Annotated in this window: 16 protein-coding genes and 2 tRNA genes; 17 read left to right on the plus strand and 1 reads right to left on the minus strand. The window is 46.2% G+C overall.

Annotation, left to right across the window (positions count from 1 at the left end; genetic code table 11):
• Window positions 1-7 precede the first annotated feature (7 nt).
• From mdh to ABEW32_RS19740, 13 genes are all read left to right on the plus strand, one after another.
• On the plus strand, window positions 8-949 hold the full coding sequence (gene mdh, locus ABEW32_RS19680; protein ID WP_430190922.1) for a malate dehydrogenase: 942 nt from the start codon (window positions 8-10) through the stop codon (window positions 947-949).
• A 404-nt stretch (window positions 950-1,353) separates the two neighbouring features.
• A complete protein-coding gene (locus ABEW32_RS19685; protein ID WP_430190925.1) occupies window positions 1,354-1,770 on the plus strand; it encodes a hypothetical protein in 417 nt (138 codons plus the stop codon).
• 215 nt (window positions 1,771-1,985) lie between these two features.
• On the plus strand, window positions 1,986-2,855 hold the full coding sequence (locus ABEW32_RS19690; RefSeq protein ID WP_025364514.1) for an SDR family oxidoreductase: 870 nt from the start codon (window positions 1,986-1,988) through the stop codon (window positions 2,853-2,855).
• Between the two features lie 120 nt (window positions 2,856-2,975).
• Complete coding sequence (gene pnpS, locus ABEW32_RS19695; protein WP_430190928.1) at window positions 2,976-4,778, plus strand: two-component system histidine kinase PnpS; 1,803 nt, start codon at window positions 2,976-2,978, stop codon at window positions 4,776-4,778.
• 127 nt (window positions 4,779-4,905) lie between these two features.
• Window positions 4,906-5,637: a response regulator transcription factor gene (locus ABEW32_RS19700; protein WP_013370356.1), complete on the plus strand. Its 732-nt coding sequence runs from the start codon at window positions 4,906-4,908 to the stop codon at window positions 5,635-5,637.
• A 157-nt stretch (window positions 5,638-5,794) separates the two neighbouring features.
• The gene (locus tag ABEW32_RS19705; protein ID WP_430190932.1) at window positions 5,795-6,919 is read left to right on the plus strand and encodes a methyl-accepting chemotaxis protein; all 1,125 of its coding nucleotides are present in this window, start codon (window positions 5,795-5,797) and stop codon (window positions 6,917-6,919) included.
• 127 nt (window positions 6,920-7,046) lie between these two features.
• Entirely contained in the window at window positions 7,047-7,805 is a 759-nt protein-coding gene (pstB, locus tag ABEW32_RS19710) for a phosphate ABC transporter ATP-binding protein PstB (protein ID WP_013370358.1), read from the plus strand.
• Between the two features lie 39 nt (window positions 7,806-7,844).
• Window positions 7,845-8,504, plus strand: coding sequence for a phosphate signaling complex protein PhoU (phoU, locus tag ABEW32_RS19715; protein WP_430190935.1), 660 nt, complete (start codon window positions 7,845-7,847; stop codon window positions 8,502-8,504).
• A 174-nt stretch (window positions 8,505-8,678) separates the two neighbouring features.
• Window positions 8,679-11,333 carry a DNA polymerase I gene (polA, locus tag ABEW32_RS19720; protein WP_430190938.1) on the plus strand — a complete coding sequence of 885 codons (2,655 nt, stop codon included), beginning with the start codon at window positions 8,679-8,681 and terminating at the stop codon, window positions 11,331-11,333.
• A gap of 71 nt (window positions 11,334-11,404) precedes the next feature.
• On the plus strand, window positions 11,405-12,235 hold the full coding sequence (gene mutM, locus ABEW32_RS19725) for a DNA-formamidopyrimidine glycosylase (RefSeq protein ID WP_430190940.1): 831 nt from the start codon (window positions 11,405-11,407) through the stop codon (window positions 12,233-12,235).
• Between the two features lie 111 nt (window positions 12,236-12,346).
• Window positions 12,347-13,141, plus strand: a complete 795-nt coding sequence (locus ABEW32_RS19730; RefSeq protein ID WP_430190942.1) for an MntP/YtaF family protein — start codon at window positions 12,347-12,349, stop codon at window positions 13,139-13,141.
• A gap of 10 nt (window positions 13,142-13,151) precedes the next feature.
• A complete protein-coding gene (coaE, locus tag ABEW32_RS19735) occupies window positions 13,152-13,748 on the plus strand; it encodes a dephospho-CoA kinase (protein WP_430190945.1) in 597 nt (198 codons plus the stop codon).
• Window positions 13,745-14,308: a lytic transglycosylase domain-containing protein gene (locus ABEW32_RS19740; RefSeq protein WP_430190947.1), complete on the plus strand. Its 564-nt coding sequence runs from the start codon at window positions 13,745-13,747 to the stop codon at window positions 14,306-14,308. The genes coaE and ABEW32_RS19740 overlap by 4 nt, the downstream gene beginning before the upstream one ends.
• A gap of 119 nt (window positions 14,309-14,427) precedes the next feature.
• Here ABEW32_RS19740 and ABEW32_RS19745 read toward each other — a convergent pair whose 3' ends face one another.
• The gene (locus ABEW32_RS19745; RefSeq protein ID WP_430190950.1) at window positions 14,428-14,652 is read right to left on the minus strand and encodes an alpha/beta-type small acid-soluble spore protein; all 225 of its coding nucleotides are present in this window, start codon (window positions 14,650-14,652) and stop codon (window positions 14,428-14,430) included.
• Between the two features lie 105 nt (window positions 14,653-14,757).
• Between ABEW32_RS19745 and nrdR the strand changes: the two genes are divergently transcribed.
• From nrdR to ABEW32_RS19765, 4 genes are all read left to right on the plus strand, one after another.
• Entirely contained in the window at window positions 14,758-15,225 is a 468-nt protein-coding gene (nrdR, locus tag ABEW32_RS19750; protein ID WP_430190953.1) for a transcriptional regulator NrdR, read from the plus strand.
• Between the two features lie 128 nt (window positions 15,226-15,353).
• A tRNA-Ala gene (locus tag ABEW32_RS19755) sits at window positions 15,354-15,429 on the plus strand.
• A 12-nt stretch (window positions 15,430-15,441) separates the two neighbouring features.
• Window positions 15,442-15,514: transfer RNA gene (locus ABEW32_RS19760), tRNA-Lys, on the plus strand.
• Between the two features lie 422 nt (window positions 15,515-15,936).
• Window positions 15,937-16,203, plus strand: coding sequence for a CD3324 family protein (locus ABEW32_RS19765; RefSeq protein ID WP_430190956.1), 267 nt, complete (start codon window positions 15,937-15,939; stop codon window positions 16,201-16,203).
• The last annotated feature ends 130 nt before the right edge of the window (window positions 16,204-16,333 follow it).

A 16,333-nucleotide genomic window follows, 5' to 3' on the forward strand; every position in this document is an offset into this window, starting at 1 on the left:
ATACTACTTGACCATTCAACGCAAAAAAATATCCATTGTTGGCGCCGGTTTTACCGGTGCCACTACCGCATTGCTGCTGGCTCAAAAGGAGTTAGGTGATATCGTACTCATTGATATTCCGCAACTAGAGAATCCGACTAAAGGCAAAGCGCTTGATATTTTGGAAGCTGGTCCAGTGCAGGGATTTGACACCCAGATCATGGGCACTTCTAATTATGAGGATGCAGCCAACTCGGATATCGTCATTATTACAGCCGGAATCGCGCGCAAGCCGGGGATGAGCCGTGATGATTTGGTCAACACGAACGCAGAAATTATAAAATCCGTATGTGAGAATGTGAAGAAGTACGCGCCCAATGCTATCGTCATTATTCTGAGTAATCCGGTCGATGCTATGACCTATACGGCATACCAAACGCTTGGCTTCCCGAAAAATCGGGTTATTGGCCAATCAGGTGTGTTGGATACGGCTCGGTATTGTACCTTTATTGCCCAGGAACTGAATGTTTCGGTTGAAGACGTACGCGGCTTCGTTATGGGGGGGCACGGTGATGATATGGTACCGCTCGTACGCTATTCCAGCGTAGGAGGTATACCTATCGATAACCTGATTTCTCAGGAACGTATCGAAGCGATTGTACAACGTACACGAGTGGGTGGCGGAGAAATCGTTAACCTATTGGGTAACGGCAGCGCATATTATGCTCCGGCAGCTTCGCTTGCGCAAATGACAGAAGCGATTGTAAAAGATAAAAAGCGGATTATACCAGTCATTGCTTACCTGGAAGGAGAGTATGGCTATCAGGACCTGTTCCTCGGCGTACCTACACTTCTTGGCGGGAACGGCATCGAAAAAGTGTTCGAGTTGGAATTGACAGCTACAGAAAAAGCAGCGCTCGATCAATCCGCAGAAGCGGTTCGAAATGTGATTAAAATAGTGAACATTTAAGTGCATATATTTTGTCAAAGAGGTGTCTCAGAGCCTAATCAAGGCTGACGGACACCTCTTTTATTTTATGTTTTTTTAAAATATTTTATTTGTTTTCTCCTTTCTCTTATTTCTTTTAATAAGGTATACCCTATAAAATATATTCATATAAATTCGAAAATAACAGCGATGGTAGCAAATTTCGTTCACAGAGCACTCTTCAGCGCCCACCCAAGCTGAAAGTTTCCTCGTCGTTTTCCTTTGCTTTGACCCACTTCCCCGGTATAATAGAGTTCATATGCATTAATAGTTACATAGAAAAGCATGTCCCAAAACATTGCAAAGATGCTAGTCATTCATTGGAATATGATCGTTCTATGGAAAAAGAGATTTTTGTAAATAACAAGAATTGGAGGTTATAAAGAATGTTTTTTATTCACATTATTGGATCACTGGCGATGGGCTTTTATTTATTGCTCCCTTTCGTCGTGGGCAAAATCGACAAATTGGCTCCAAGCGCGCAGGAGGGGACACTATCGGTTGTGCAGCTATTAAATCGCCTGGCTCAATTTGCATTGATCCTTGTCCTTGTTAGCGGCATCTACATGATTTTTGTTTGGAGTTCTTATTCGGTGGCATGGATCGTTGTCGTGTTGCTGTTGTTTCTTGCCATTTCCGGTATCGCTGGTGCCATGGGTAAGCCATTACGGTTGTCACTGGAAGCGGTTCGTAACCAACAGCCGATTTCGCAATACGCTGGTAAAATGCGAATGTTCAGTACGCTACTGGCCGTCTTCATGATTCTAATTACGTTTTTAATGGTATACAGCCATATTATTTAATGAACCATCTTAAGCAGCTGTAATTAAATAATGATAAAGGCTAAAGTTAAATAAAGCGGTCTGTGCTTATTCTGCACAGACCGCTTTTTTGTGTGCTCATATAGTTGGATTTCTCCTTTTTCGTTTAACGGATAAGTTTGTGTGGTAAATCAGGAGTAGAGTGGATGCAAATGTTGCATCCTAAAAAATATCTGATTTTGAAGGGAGAATGTACAATGGCTAAAAGCAACCAACCTCAGCAAACCTTGCCCCCACAGCACCAGGAACAACAACCGGGGATTGAGTCCAAAATGACGCCTGCACCTCAATTTGAAAAACCAACTTACAAAGCGGCTGGTAAGCTCACAGGCAAAGTTGCACTGATTACTGGTGGAGACAGTGGAATTGGACGGGCTGTAGCTGTCACGTATGCCAAAGAAGGTGCAGACGTAGCCATCGTCTACTTGAATGAGCATAAGGATGCGGAAGAAACAAAACGTCAGGTCGAACAGGAGGGACGCAAATGCGTGTTGATTCCTGGCGATATTGGAGATGACCAATTTGCCAAAAAAGCGGTGCAACAGACGGTGAACGAACTGGGCAAGCTCGACATCGTCGTGAACAATGCGGCCGAGCAGCATCCACAGCAAAAGCTGGAGGATATCACGAAAGAACAATTGGAGCGCACGTTCCGCACGAATATTTTCGGTATGTTCTTCCTGACACAAGCGGCATTGCCGCATTTGAAGAAAGGGAGCGCGATTGTCAATACAACGTCGATTACCGCGTACGCCGGGAATAAGACACTGATTGATTATTCCTCCACCAAAGGGGCAATCACATCATTCACTCGTTCACTATCGCTCAATTTGGCGGATCAAGGCATTCGGGTGAACGCTGTAGCCCCCGGGCCAATCTGGACACCGTTAATCCCGTCCACATTTGATGCCAAGACGGTCAGCGAATTTGGAGGAGCACAGCCTATGAAGCGTCCGGGTCAGCCGGAGGAACTGGCGCCAGCTTATGTGTACCTGGCTTCAGACGACTCGTCTTATGTCAGCGGGCAGGTTATCCATATCAATGGCGGTGAAGTTGTAAACGGATAATAGGATAAGAAAAGGGTTGGGGCAGTATTATGCTCCAGCCTTTTTTTCTTTTCACAGTGGAACATAATGCAGGTAGCCTGTAGAATGAGACTTAACTTACATAAAGGATGGGCTCATTTTATGAAATCATTTCGTTTCAGGCTTACCCTGATTATGCTGGTTTTGATTGGCGTATCTGTCCTTGCTGCTGGAATTACTATGGGACAAATTTTCAAAAATTCGAATATGAAAGTGCTAGAGGAGAATATGGGCCGAGAGATCGACCTGCTTCGAGCTACTTTTCCTTTTGTTAATGCTGATGCCCTATCCAGCACGGATTACGTCTCCTATTATTCTAAGAAGGCGAAGGAAATTGCCCGTTTGACCGATTCGCGAGTGACCTTCATTCGCAAGGACGGAACGGTGGTGGGGGATTCGTTAAGCGATCCACGCAAGATGGAAAACCATGCATCCCGTGAGGAAATACGGCAAGCCACGTCGGGGGGAATCGGCCGGACGATACGCTACAGCGAAACTTTGCAACGAAACATGCTATACGTCGCTGAGCCTGTTGTATCGGACAAGGGCTTTGACGGATATATACGCTTGTCCATGAGTCTGAAAGCGGTGGAGGAGGGAATGCAGCGCGGCTGGACGGCCATCGGGATTGGCCTTGTGTTGCTGTTTATTGCTGCTGGACTGATGAGCTATCGAATTGCTCGCGGCCTTACCTCGCCCATTGAACATATTACAGGGGTAGCCAACCGCATTTCAGGACTGGATTATGACGCAAGGGTCGGTGTACAGCGCCGGGATGAGGTAGGACAACTGGGTGAAGCCATTAATCGCATGGCTGACAGTCTCCAGAACCAAATGAAAACGATACGTGACAATGAGGATCTCCTCCAGAGTGTCATGAGCAATATGACAGGCGGGATTCTGATGATTGATGCTCGTGAGTGTATTGCGCTTGTAAACCGTGAGTCTGAGCGAATGCTCGGTGTCGTGGGTAAGCGGGTGACAGACAAGCCGTATCATGAGCTGAAAAAGCACTATGAGCTCACAAAGCTAATTGAGGGCAGTATACAAAGCCGAGAAAGGCTGCATGGTGAAGTGCATCTGTATAATCCCGAAGAACGACTCGTTTTGCTGGATGGTGTCCCTATGTATGAGGATGAAGGGGGATACCGGGGGATGCTGTTCCTTTTGCAGGATATTACAGCTATTCGACGGTTGGAAAATATGCGAAGCGAATTTGTGGCCAACGTTTCCCATGAGTTAAAAACACCGATTGCCGCAGTCAAGGGTTTTGCCGAAACCTTGCTTGGTGGCGGGGTCAAAGATGAGGAAACAGCCCGTTCCTTTTTACAAATTATTTATGATGAAAGCGAACGACTGAATCGACTGATCGGCGATATTCTGGAGCTTTCCAAGATTGAGTCCAAGCGTTCCCCGCTGGATTGCTCCCCGATTCATATCTCGTCTTTCATAGAATCATTGGTGGAGAAACTGAACAATGTAGCTGCCAAAAAAAGAATTACGCTGCACATGGATATCCCGGATGAACTGTTTATGGAGGCAGATGAAGATAAGCTTCAGCAAATTTTCCTGAACCTTTTGTCTAATGGCATTAACTATACACTTGATGGCGGCAAGGTAAAGATCAAGGTTATAACGCTGCAGCGGGACCATGACACGGAAAAGGTCGTATTTACAGTCAGTGATACGGGTATTGGGATACCGAAGAAGGATTTGCCACGTATCTTTGAGCGCTTCTACCGGGTGGACAAAGGACGCTCGCGCAACTCGGGCGGAACGGGACTGGGATTGTCTATCGTCAAGCACTTGGTTGATCTGCATCACGGTACACTTTCGGTGGAGAGCGAACTTGGTTTGGGTACTACGTTTACAGTTGAATTACCGTTATTGCAACAGGAAGAATGAACTATAATATTTTTACATTGTGTTAACAATGCCGTGATAAAATAAACGGGTGTCGCATGAGTATGGAAAAGATTTTAGAATTTTGACCAATGTGCCTTTAACAGGTAAACAGGAGATGAAGTTATTAATGGGACAACGTTTGCTGGTTATTGAGGATGAACCCACGCTTGCCAGATTGCTATCCTACAATTTGATACAAGAAGGTTTTGAAGTGGACACGGAGGATCATGGCAGTGCTGGGTTTGAAAGAGCGTCCAGAGAATCTTACGATTTGATCCTGCTGGATTTAATGCTACCGGGGATGAACGGACTGGACATTCTGAGCAGACTTCGCCATCAGGGGCTGACAACACCTATCATTATCTTGACCGCTAAAAACGGGGAGGCCGAGGTTGTACAAGGGCTGAAGTCGGGAGCTGATGACTACATCACAAAGCCTTTTGGCGTTTCCGAGTTGTTGGCCCGCGTAACGGCTGTGCTGCGCAGAACATCCGGAGGGGATGAAGGAGTGCTGTCTGAACAGAAGGATGGCTCCAAAATTCAACTGGGCGAACTGGAAATCTACCCTGAAAAATATGAAGTCATTCTTGGAGGTCAGTCCATCAGCTTAAGACCGAAGGAATTTGAGGTACTTCTCTATTTGTCCCGCAAGCCGGGTGTGGTCCTGACTCGGGATGATTTAATGAATGCCGTGTGGGGCTTTGACTACATTGGTGGTCAACGGACGGTGGATGTACACGTCAGTTCCTTACGTAAAAAGCTGGAGCTTGATCCCGACTCGGTTCATATTGATTCGATCCGCGGAGTAGGGTACAAGCTGGTTGTAAATAAAAAAAGAAGCGCTTCTCATTTGTTATAAATGAGGAGCGCTTTTCTTTATTCAGGCACTGTCGGCGATTTTTATGTCTATTTTGTGATTTTACATTCCGTTAACAAAAATAGCCGTTAAAATCAACAAATGACCGATATGATGTTCCCGTCACTTCAAGTAGTTAAAAAAAGGGGACTTCAGAACGATGATAACGGAACCAAAGACCCAGACGAGTTCCACTGCCGTGATTGAACGTGAAACGTTCAAGCCGATTACCACCTATGTGCCATATCGGGAGGTTCCGATCATTGGCACAGACATGTCTTGCAAAGAACTGTTAGCACTCATGAAAGCACAGGAAGATATCCCCTGTGTGATCGTCGTGGATAAACATGATCTTCCATTGGGCATTATCATGAGAGATGCATACAATCGTCATTTTACGGGCAGGTTCGCTGCGGCGTTGTTCTATGATAAACCGGCTTCCCTATTTGCCGATCCCAATACATTAATTGTGGATTTGAAAAGTCCGGCAGCGGAAATTGTGGAGCAGGCTATGATGCGTGAAGATCAGCGTTTTTATGATTGTTTATTGATCAAAGAAGGGACAAGGTTACTCGGTGTACTTACAATTCGGGATATCCTGTCTGTCGTTCAGCGAATGCAAAGAGAAGCAGACGAAGATCGGGGTGACGTGATTCGGCATAGCTATGACGGAGTCCAGCGCATTCGGATGACTGTTCTGGATGCAGCGAAAGAAGCCGATGATAGTGTGCAGCTAACTCGCTCAATGAGTGAATTATCCCGCCGTGGCAAAGTGGAACTGGAGGATGTTTTGCTTTCTTATCATGCAGTGACGGAGCAAATGAAGCGTCAGCATGAGCAGATGACGGCGTTAACCCAATCGCTGAATGATATTGCGGGCATGGCCTCATCCATTCGTGCACTGGCAGATCACAGCGGGCTGCTGGCGATCAACGCATCCATTGAAGCAGCCCATGCTGGCGAACACGGGCGTGGCTTTCAGATTGTGTCTCAAGAGGTTCGAAATATGTCACTCCAGACCAAAGCTTTTTCTGTACAGATTACCGGCTTACTCACTCATATCGAGCGCATGCTGCGTGACACAGCTGAACTCACGGATACAAGTATGCAGCAGATTCATACAGGCTCTAAATTTATATCCGCTGGCACACAAACGTTTGCCAAATTATTGCAGGCAGTTGATGGAATAGAGGCTAAAAACAGCGAAATGTCCCGTTCTGCAGAAGAAGCGGCCTTGAATGCAGCCGGGATCGCACAGGAGCTTGAGCTCATGCTGAACTCTTGATCATTTTACATACCGTTAACAAATCCATCACACTGAATTTACACACAGCTTATATAATCTTCATATTGTGCAAATCAGGTGCAATGCTTGAGGACCATAACTGCAACACGAAGGAGATCATAAATCCATGAATGATTCCGTAATCCGGATTGATAAGCTGAATTTGTATTATGAAAAATTCCACGCGCTGAAACATATAAACCTGGATATTCCTGAAAAAACAGTAACAGCCTTTATCGGCCCCTCCGGCTGCGGCAAATCAACCTTGCTGCGGACGCTGAACCGGATGAATGACATGATCCCGGGAACGCGTATTGAAGGCACTGTGAGCATCGCAGGTCAGGATATATACGGCGATACCATGGAAGTAGAAATGCTGCGTAAACAAGTGGGAATGGTTTTTCAACAGCCTAATCCGTTTCCTAAATCCATTTATGATAACGTGGCCTACGGCCCGCGTCTGCACGGAATTCGGCAAAAGGACAAGTTAGATGAATTGGTGGAGCAAAGCCTGCGGCAGGCAGCACTTTGGGAAGAAGTTAAAAATTTCCTGAAGCGTTCTGCTTTGAGCTTGTCTGGCGGACAACAACAACGGCTATGCATTGCCCGGGCGCTTGCTGTGCAGCCAGACATTTTGCTTATGGACGAGGCGACATCAGCGCTGGACCCGATCTCAACGATGAAAATTGAAGAACTGGTTCAAGAATTAAGAGACACGTACACCATCGTCATGGTGACGCATAACATGCATCAGGCGGCGCGTGTGTCTGGTCGAACTGCGTTCTTTTTGAACGGGGTGGTAGTGGAGGCAGCGGATACAGAGACGATGTTTTCCACGCCACAAGATTCACGTACGGAAGATTATATTTCCGGACGTTTTGGCTAAAGCCAACCTGATGATTATGTGAGAAGGGGTGACTTCGAAATGATTCGTAGAAAAGGTTTTGATGAAGGTTTAGAAGAACTGAGAGCCATACTGCGCGAAATGGGTGCACACGTTTCGAAGGCGCTCGATCAGGCTATTGAATGTCTGCAGACCAAAAATACAGAAATGGCCCAGCAGGTGGTCAAAAATGATGCATCCCTCAATACAATGGAAGAAAATATTCTGGATATGGGCTCTAAGCTCATTATTACCCAGCAGCCGGTAGCGAAGGATTTACGCCGGATCATTGTTGCCTTCAAAATTTCCAGTGATTTGGAACGTATGGGCGATTTGGCACTTGATATTGCCAAGGTGACCCTTCGCATGGAAGGGCAGCAGATGATCAAGCCATTGGTCGATATTCCGCACATGGCTTCCATTGTTAAAGAAATGATTGACGATGCGATCAAATCCTATTTGGATGAAAATACGGATTTGGCCTACAAAATGGCTAAAGAGGATGATCGGGTGGATTCTATGTACAGCCACATGATCAGCGATCTGTATGCTTTTATGGTAGAAAAGCCGGCAGAGGCTTCACAGGCCATGTTGCAATTGCTTGTAGGACGATACATTGAACGTATTGGTGACCATGCTACGAATATCGGTGAAAGCACAGTATATCTCGTGACCGGGGAAAGACCAGATTTGAACCAGTAGAGCTTATGGTATATAGCGGTTGTTTCCAACCCAGACTTGTCTTGAGCAAAAGGCAAATTTGGCTAGGAAACAGCCGTTTTTTTCTGAAAAAGAGTCTTGTATGTTAAGATAGAAAGAGGAATGCGTAAAACGTAAGAACGTTACGAATGCATTGATGAACTTGCGAGGTGCAAAATGGATAAACTCATGCTTATAGATGGTAACAGTATCATATACCGGGCGTTTTTTGCTATGCCGCCGTTGACGAATTCGAGCGGACAGCAAACGAACGCAGTGTACGGATTTACAACAATGTTATTACGGCTATTGGAGGAGCACAAACCAACTCATATTTTGGTTGCCTTTGATGCTGGTAAAATTACGTTTCGTCATCAGGGATACGAGGATTACAAAGGTGGACGGGAGAAAACACCGCCGGAGCTGTCCCAGCAATTTCCGCTGTTGAAAGAGCTATTGACCGCTTTTGGGATTGCGCAATTTGAACTGGATGGCTATGAGGCGGACGATATTATAGGCACTCTGTCCAAAACAGCGGACGAAGCGGGTTTCAATGTGCTGGTTGTGACTGGCGACAAGGATATGCTTCAATTGGCTTCAGATCATGTCACGGTCGGCTTGACCCGCAAAGGAGTAACCGAGGTGGAAACGTATGGACCTGAGCAAATTCAAGAACGTTACGGTTTGAAGCCACTGCAAATCATAGATCTTAAGGGCCTGATGGGCGATACGTCGGACAACATTCCTGGCATTCCGGGCGTGGGTGAGAAAACAGCGCTCAAGCTGCTGCATCAATATGGTTCAGTCGAAGAGGTGCTGGCGCACACGGATGAGCTGAAGGGCAAAATGAAAGAACGTGTGGAGACACACGCTGACGATGCGCGAATGAGCAAGGAATTGGCGACAATTTATAGGAATGTAACGTTGGACAAGCAACTGGAAGATGTGGTTTTCAGCGGATTGCAGGCAGAGACGGCGGGACCTGCTCTGGCGAAGCTGGAGTTCAAGTCCCTGCTGGAGCGTTTATCCTTTTCGGGCGAGGTCAGCAGTGCTGGAGTTGGCGTAGAGGAAGCCGCAGCAGACGTGACAGTGCTGGATGAAGAGCGGATCAGCGAATTGGTAGATGTGCTGAATAACGTAGATGTGCTGCATGTTGAGACGCATGGTGATAATCCGCATCATGCTGAAATTGTAGGGTTGATATTTGCCGCAACGGGACGGCAGTTTTTTATGACACTGGATGTTCTACAAAGAGATGCAGCTACCCCTATTCGCGAGTGGCTTGCTGACCCTGAACGCAAAAAACGCGGTCATGATCTGCATCGTACAGACTTGGCTTTACACTGGCATGGAATTGAGTTTGCCGGAGCTGAGTTTGATGTGCAGCTGGCCGGATACTTGCTAGACCCGACAGACGCCAATCAAACCTTGAGCGGGCTGGCAGCCAAGTATGGCTTGTCTTCAATCCGTCCAGACGACGAAGTGTTTGGTAAAGGAGCTAAATATAAAGTTCCTGAGGTGGATGTGCTATCCGATCATGTAGCGCGTAAGGCAACGGTAATCGAAGCATTGGTACCTGTACAGCAGGCGGAGCTGGAAAAGACGGAAATGCACAAGCTGTTTCATGAGCTGGAGATGCCGTTATCCCGCATTCTGGCGGATATGGAGAAGCAGGGTATTTTGGTGAATGTAGAGGAACTGCGCGCTTTGGGTAAAGAATTTGAAGCCCAGATTGCAACGCTGGTAGGTGAGATCTACAGCATTGCGGGGGTAGAGTTCAATCTTAATTCGCCCAAGCAGTTGGGTGAAATTTTGTTTGATAGACTGGGCTTGCCTGTTATTAAAAAGACAAAAACCGGTTACTCGACCGATGCAGAGGTGCTGGAAAAGCTTGCGCCATATCATGATATTGTGCAAAACATTTTGCAATATCGCACCATTGCCAAACTTCAATCGACGTATGTCGAAGGACTGCTTAAAGAAATTTCGGAGAAGACAGGAAAAGTGCATACGTATTTCCGGCAGACGGTTGCGGCAACCGGACGCTTGAGCAGTCAATTCCCGAATTTGCAGAATATCCCGATTCGTCTTGAAGAAGGACGCAAAATCCGCAAAGTATTTGTGCCATCGGAACCAGGCTGGTCGATTTTGGCGGCAGACTATTCACAAATCGAGCTGCGGGTGCTGGCGGATATTTCGGATGATGAGCGTTTGAAAGAGGCTTTTGTCCACGATATGGACATCCACACCAAGACTGCATCCGATGTGTTCGGTGTACCAGCTGAAGATGTAGACTCCAATATGCGACGTTCCGCAAAGGCGGTTAACTTTGGTATTGTATACGGGATTAGCGACTATGGTCTGTCGCAAAATTTGAATATTACGCGTAAGGAAGCGGCTCGCTTTATTGACCAGTATTTCGATGTGTTCCAGGGTGTGCGTCGTTACATGGATGATATTGTGAAGGATGCGAAGAGGGATGGATACGTAAAAACGCTGCTGGAACGCAGACGCTATTTGCCAGAGATTAATGCCAGCAATTTCAACCAGCGCTCGTTTGCTGAGCGTACAGCGATGAATACGCCGATTCAAGGTACCGCAGCCGATATTATCAAGCTGGCGATGGTGCAGATGGACGCAGCGCTGCGTGAACGCAATCTTCGCAGCCGTATGCTGTTACAAGTACATGATGAGCTTGTATTCGAGGTTCCGCCTGAGGAAATGGAAACGATGAAAAAGCTTGTTCCCGCTACCATGGAAGCTGCATTAAAGCTGGCTGTGCCGCTTAAAGCGGAAGTAAGCTATGGCAGCAATTGGTATGAGGTCAAGTAAGATATTTCAATAAGCAGATAGTCCCAATTTTACGTTGCTTCCGTTATAATATAGGGTGAGGTGAAGACATCATGCCGGAATTACCGGAAGTAGAAACTATTAAACGAACACTAAACGAGCTTATCGTTGGTAAACATATAGATCGTGTAACCGTAAATTTGCCGCGTATTATCCAGCGCCCCGATGATATCCATGCATTTGCAATGGAATTGGCTGGCCACCGGATTACAGGAGTGGAAAGACGCGGTAAATTTCTGCGGATTTTGCTGGACGGGCTGGTGCTTGTCTCCCATCTTCGAATGGAAGGACGCTATGGATTGTATTCACAAGATGATCCTGTAGAAAAGCACACTCATGTCATCTTTCATTTTAAAGATGGTACGGAGCTGCGTTATCAGGATGTGCGTCAGTTTGGCACGATGCATTTATTTCCGGCAGGACAGGATTTGCTGGATAAGCCGCTGAACAAGCTCGGTTTGGAACCGATGGACGAAGCTTTTACACCTGAAATGCTGCGTGCTGCTGTTGGAACCCGTTCGACTTCGATCAAGGCAGCGCTGTTAAACCAGTCATATGTGGTAGGCATCGGGAATATTTATGTAGATGAATCGTTATTTAAGGCAGGGATTCATCCGGCACAGCCAGCCAAAAGCCTGACAGATAGCCAATTTCGCGTACTGCATGAAGCTATTGTCTCCACGCTGGGCGCGTCGATCCAGGTTGGTGGCTCCTCCATCAAATCATTTGTTAACGGACAGGGCAAAACGGGCGACTTCCAGCATCAGTTGCAAATCTATGGACGCAACGCGAAGCCTTGCATAAACTGTGGTACATTGATCGAAAAATCCGTCGTAGCCGGACGTGGCACACATCATTGCCCGGTCTGCCAGCCTTTGCGCTAAACAGGCATAGTCACCCCAAGCCCATCCCTCACATATAATGTTCCAAGTACCAATAATGCGAAGGAAGTCGGTTGCTGTAAGGCCCAGCCTTCGCAATGGGAGGGAATTGGAGTGGCTAATCATTGGGGAGCCCTGCTGTTACTGGCATTTGCGCTAAGTTTGGACAGTTTCGGAGTCGGTGTTACATATGGTCTGCGCAAAATGAAAATTCCATTGTTGTCGATTGCGATCATCTCCGTATGTTCAGGTTTGGTGATCGGCATTTCCATGCAGCTCGGCGCATTACTATCCCGTGTCCTGTCTCCTGTATATACGACTGTTTTCGGTGCTGTCATTCTGATCTGTATCGGCTGTTACTCTTTGATTCAAGCTCTGCAACGCAAGGAAGATTTGACGGAGGAAACAGCGGAAGTCCCTCGGGATCTGCACCTTGCGGAACAGGTTGATCCAGGGAATATATCAGCTCTTGCGGAGAAAAAAAGTGCAGAGGATACCAATACAGAGTCTCTAACCAGCTCAGAAAAAGGTCTATCGTCAGAAGCTTCATTGGAGCTACAGCAGGAGCGTACGTTATTTTCGCTGGAGTTCCGCAAATGGGGGCTTGTGATTCGGATTCTTCGAAGCCCGTCTGCAGCGGATACAGACCGTTCCGGCAGTATATCTGCTACCGAAGCGGTTTGGCTAGGCATTGCATTATCGGTCGATGCGTTCGGAGCGGGACTAGGTGCAGCCATGCTTGGTTTTCATCCTCTATCGACGGCGCTGGCTATTACGTTGTTCAGTGGTGTATTTTTGATTGCTGGTATGAAGGCAGGTTTCTTCCTGTCGGCATTTCGATTTATGAAAGCGCTCGGTGTATTGCCGGCATTATTATTGATTATGATGGGCATATTGAAGCTGTTATGAGGTGAAGAGCATGAATATCGGATTAACCGGAGGGATCGCTACCGGAAAAAGCACCGTGTCGGCTCTTTTGGTCGCCAAGGGTGCGCTGCTGATTGACGCAGATGCCATTGCCCGGGAAGTCATGCTTCCGGGGCATCCGGTGCTGGCGGCGGTCATACAGCATTTTGGACAAGCTATAGTAAATAGTGATGGAACCCTGCACCGCAAAAGGCTGGGAGAGATTGTATTTGGAGACCCTGTTCAGCGACAGGCGCTTAACGATATTACGCATCCTGCTATTCGTGAGGAAATGCGTCTGCGCATGGAAACTTATGAACGGGAGCAGCCGGACAAGCTTGTTTTGGCAGATATTCCGTTAATGTATGAGTCTGGGCTGGAGAGTCTGTACGAGGAAATCATGGTTGTATATGTACCGCGTGATGTTCAGCTCCGACGTCTGATGCTTAGAGACGGTCTTACAGAAGAGCAAGCTGGACTTCGCCTGTCTGCACAAATGGATATCGAGCAGAAAAGGAAATTGGCTGATATTGTTATCGATAATAGCGGAACACAGGCTGAGACGAAGTTGCAAATTGATCAGTTTTGGCAGCGAAAGGGACTTGCATGAACATTTTACGTAAGAAAAGAGTCCTGCTCACTTTGTTTGTCGGATTTGTCCTGATTCTGTTCCTCAACTCCAATTGGATGTCCTGGTTTTACCCGATTCAGTACAAGGATGAGATTCGGCAGTATTCACAGACCTATGAAGTGGACCCATTTTTGGTGGCGTCTATTATCCGCGTAGAAACAAATTTTAAAACCAGCAAGCAGTCACACAAAGGTGCGCTGGGGCTTATGCAAATTATGCCAAATACTGCAAATTGGATTATGGACAGTGCCCAGATTCAAAAGGTTCCGCTGGAAAGTGTCAAACACGAACCCGCCACTAACATTGAACTGGGAACCTGGTATCTGCATAACCTGTCTATGAAGTTTCAGGATAATCCTGTGGTCATTGTGGCTGCTTATAATGCTGGTCCAGGTAAAGTTCAGGAATGGCTGGATCAGGGGGTGTGGGATGGCAAAGAAGAGTCCATTAAGCAAATCCCTTTTGGGGAGACGCGGCATTATGTACAGCGAGTCATCTACTACTACAGGCAATATACAAAAATTTATGATGAGTTTTAAGCGATAAGTTAATGACAATAGGAGGCTTTTCGCTTTAAAATGAAAAAAAGCGCAGGACAGGCTGTTTTTAACAGCCTATCCATACACTTTTTCATATTACTTTTTCATTATTACCGAAATTATTGGTATTGACCTGCCAATTGTTGTTCGGCGATCGTTACGAGGCGTTTCGTGATGTAGCCCCCGATCGAACCGTTCTCATAGGAAGTCATGTTACCTTGGTATCCATCTTGAGGAATGCTGATACCCAGCTCTTGAGCGATTTCATATTTCATTTGCTCCAGAGCACCGGAGGATTTGCTGACTACCAAGTTGTTGGAGTTGCCATTGTTTCCTTGTGCCATTGTTGTTCACCTCCTCGCTACGTGGTAAACATATTATGATCCGTTTCGACAAAATTATTACAAAAAAGCTTCGGGAATTTATTGGAAAAAGGAAGTGATGAGATTATGAAGTGCCCGTATTGTGCTTACAATGGCACGAAAGTGTTGGATTCGCGACCCGCGAATGATAATAAGTCTATCCGCCGCCGCCGCGAATGTGAACAGTGTGCCAGGCGTTTTACCACCTTTGAAATGGTAGAAGAGACCCCGCTGATGGTCATCAAAAAAGATGGTAGCCGTGAAGAGTTTAGCCGGGATAAAATGTTGCGCGGTCTCATTCGAGCCTGTGAAAAGCGTCCAGTATCTGTAGAGCAGCTCGATCAGATCGTATCTCAGGTGGAAAACGCCATCCGCAACACAGCAGCCACAGAGGTGGATAGCCAGCAGATCGGTGAGCTGGTCATGGAACAGCTCTATCCTGTGGATGAAGTGGCCTACGTACGCTTTGCGTCCGTTTACCGGCAGTTCAAAGACATCAATATGTTTATGAAGGAACTGAAGACACTGTTATCCAAAGATACAGACAGCGACTGATCGCTGACTGTATCTTTTAGGGCCATAGTGAAAAAATGTTTATAATTTTTTATAAAAGTATTGACACAGGGTCAAATATTTTATATGATATAGAAGTCGCTTGAAACGTTAATTCACTTACATGTGACGGGGCCATAGCTCAGCTGGGAGAGCGCCTGCCTTGCACGCAGGAGGTCAGCGGTTCGATCCCCCTTGGCTCCACCAAAATTTTATTATGGACTCTTAGCTCAGTTGGTAGAGCAGTTGACTCTTAATCAATTGGTCCAGGGTTCGAGTCCCTGAGAGTCCATCCTTTAGAAAAAACGGCAGAGATGCCGTTTTTTTGTTGTTTATATACCTATACCTGGTCTAATCAAGGATAAGTATAGGTTGAATGAGCGCTTATCTAGTTTGAATCTGAATAGCAACCCATGGTTAGTGAGTGTAACTTCTTTGATCGTTGTTTCAACGCAGTTCATATTTTACAATAAACGTGAGTTTGAGTTCCTAATCATTGAACTGGACTATGTGAAAAGTAAGATGATGTTTGAGAGGAGGGGAAACGATGTATCCTATCATTGGTTTCGTACTCAATCAGCTCCATGCAAAGCCTGCGGAATAAACAAGGCGAAGCTTGGTATGGAGCGAATATATTTCGCCTGAAGGATTAGTTGTTTGCAGACGCAGGCTTTGCCCTTAAAATACCAATTTATTTTAAGGAGCGAGCCCGAAATGAATTATTTGAAGGCAACTGATTTGCTTCCTGATGATTTACTTAAGGAAGTTCAGCGGTATATACAAGGAGAACTCATTTATATCCCAAATCGTCCGAGTGAGCGCAGGCGATGGGGAGAAAGCTCTGGAGCAGCCCATTATTATCTCATTCGGAACGAAGAGATACGTGCAAAATTTAGTGTGGGCGTATCCATTGACGAGCTCTCAGAACAATACAGACTATCTACAGATCGCATTAAGAAAATCGTGTATTCAAAAAAATAAAGAAAATAGGTACCCACAGAGATGATCTGTGGGTTTTTGCTGTCTTCTTATTTACGTATGATGTTGCAAACACTTGATAAAAAAACTTGGCATATATTTGAACTTCTAGAATCAATACAATAGGACTATG

The sequence above is a fragment of the Paenibacillus jamilae genome (assembly GCF_050482105.1).
GTDB lineage: Bacteria > Bacillota > Bacilli > Paenibacillales > Paenibacillaceae > Paenibacillus > Paenibacillus jamilae_B.

Excerpts from the sequence above, each read along its gene's own strand:
- pstB (WP_013370358.1), top strand. The coding sequence starts at position 7,047 with ATGAATGATTCCGTAATCCGGATTGATAAGCTGAATTTGTATTATGAA.
- nrdR (WP_430190953.1), top strand. The coding sequence starts at position 14,758 with ATGAAGTGCCCGTATTGTGCTTACAATGGCACGAAAGTGTTGGATTCG.
- coaE (WP_430190945.1), top strand. The coding sequence starts at position 13,152 with ATGAATATCGGATTAACCGGAGGGATCGCTACCGGAAAAAGCACCGTG.
- ABEW32_RS19700 (WP_013370356.1), top strand. The coding sequence starts at position 4,906 with ATGGGACAACGTTTGCTGGTTATTGAGGATGAACCCACGCTTGCCAGA.
- polA (WP_430190938.1), top strand. The coding sequence starts at position 8,679 with ATGGATAAACTCATGCTTATAGATGGTAACAGTATCATATACCGGGCG.
- ABEW32_RS19705 (WP_430190932.1), top strand. The coding sequence starts at position 5,795 with ATGATAACGGAACCAAAGACCCAGACGAGTTCCACTGCCGTGATTGAA.
- mutM (WP_430190940.1), top strand. The coding sequence starts at position 11,405 with ATGCCGGAATTACCGGAAGTAGAAACTATTAAACGAACACTAAACGAG.
- ABEW32_RS19745 (WP_430190950.1), bottom strand. The coding sequence starts at position 14,652 with ATGGCACAAGGAAACAATGGCAACTCCAACAACTTGGTAGTCAGCAAA.
- phoU (WP_430190935.1), top strand. The coding sequence starts at position 7,845 with ATGATTCGTAGAAAAGGTTTTGATGAAGGTTTAGAAGAACTGAGAGCC.
- ABEW32_RS19685 (WP_430190925.1), top strand. The coding sequence starts at position 1,354 with ATGTTTTTTATTCACATTATTGGATCACTGGCGATGGGCTTTTATTTA.
- ABEW32_RS19740 (WP_430190947.1), top strand. The coding sequence starts at position 13,745 with ATGAACATTTTACGTAAGAAAAGAGTCCTGCTCACTTTGTTTGTCGGA.
- ABEW32_RS19690 (WP_025364514.1), top strand. The coding sequence starts at position 1,986 with ATGGCTAAAAGCAACCAACCTCAGCAAACCTTGCCCCCACAGCACCAG.
- pnpS (WP_430190928.1), top strand. The coding sequence starts at position 2,976 with ATGAAATCATTTCGTTTCAGGCTTACCCTGATTATGCTGGTTTTGATT.
- ABEW32_RS19765 (WP_430190956.1), top strand. The coding sequence starts at position 15,937 with ATGAATTATTTGAAGGCAACTGATTTGCTTCCTGATGATTTACTTAAG.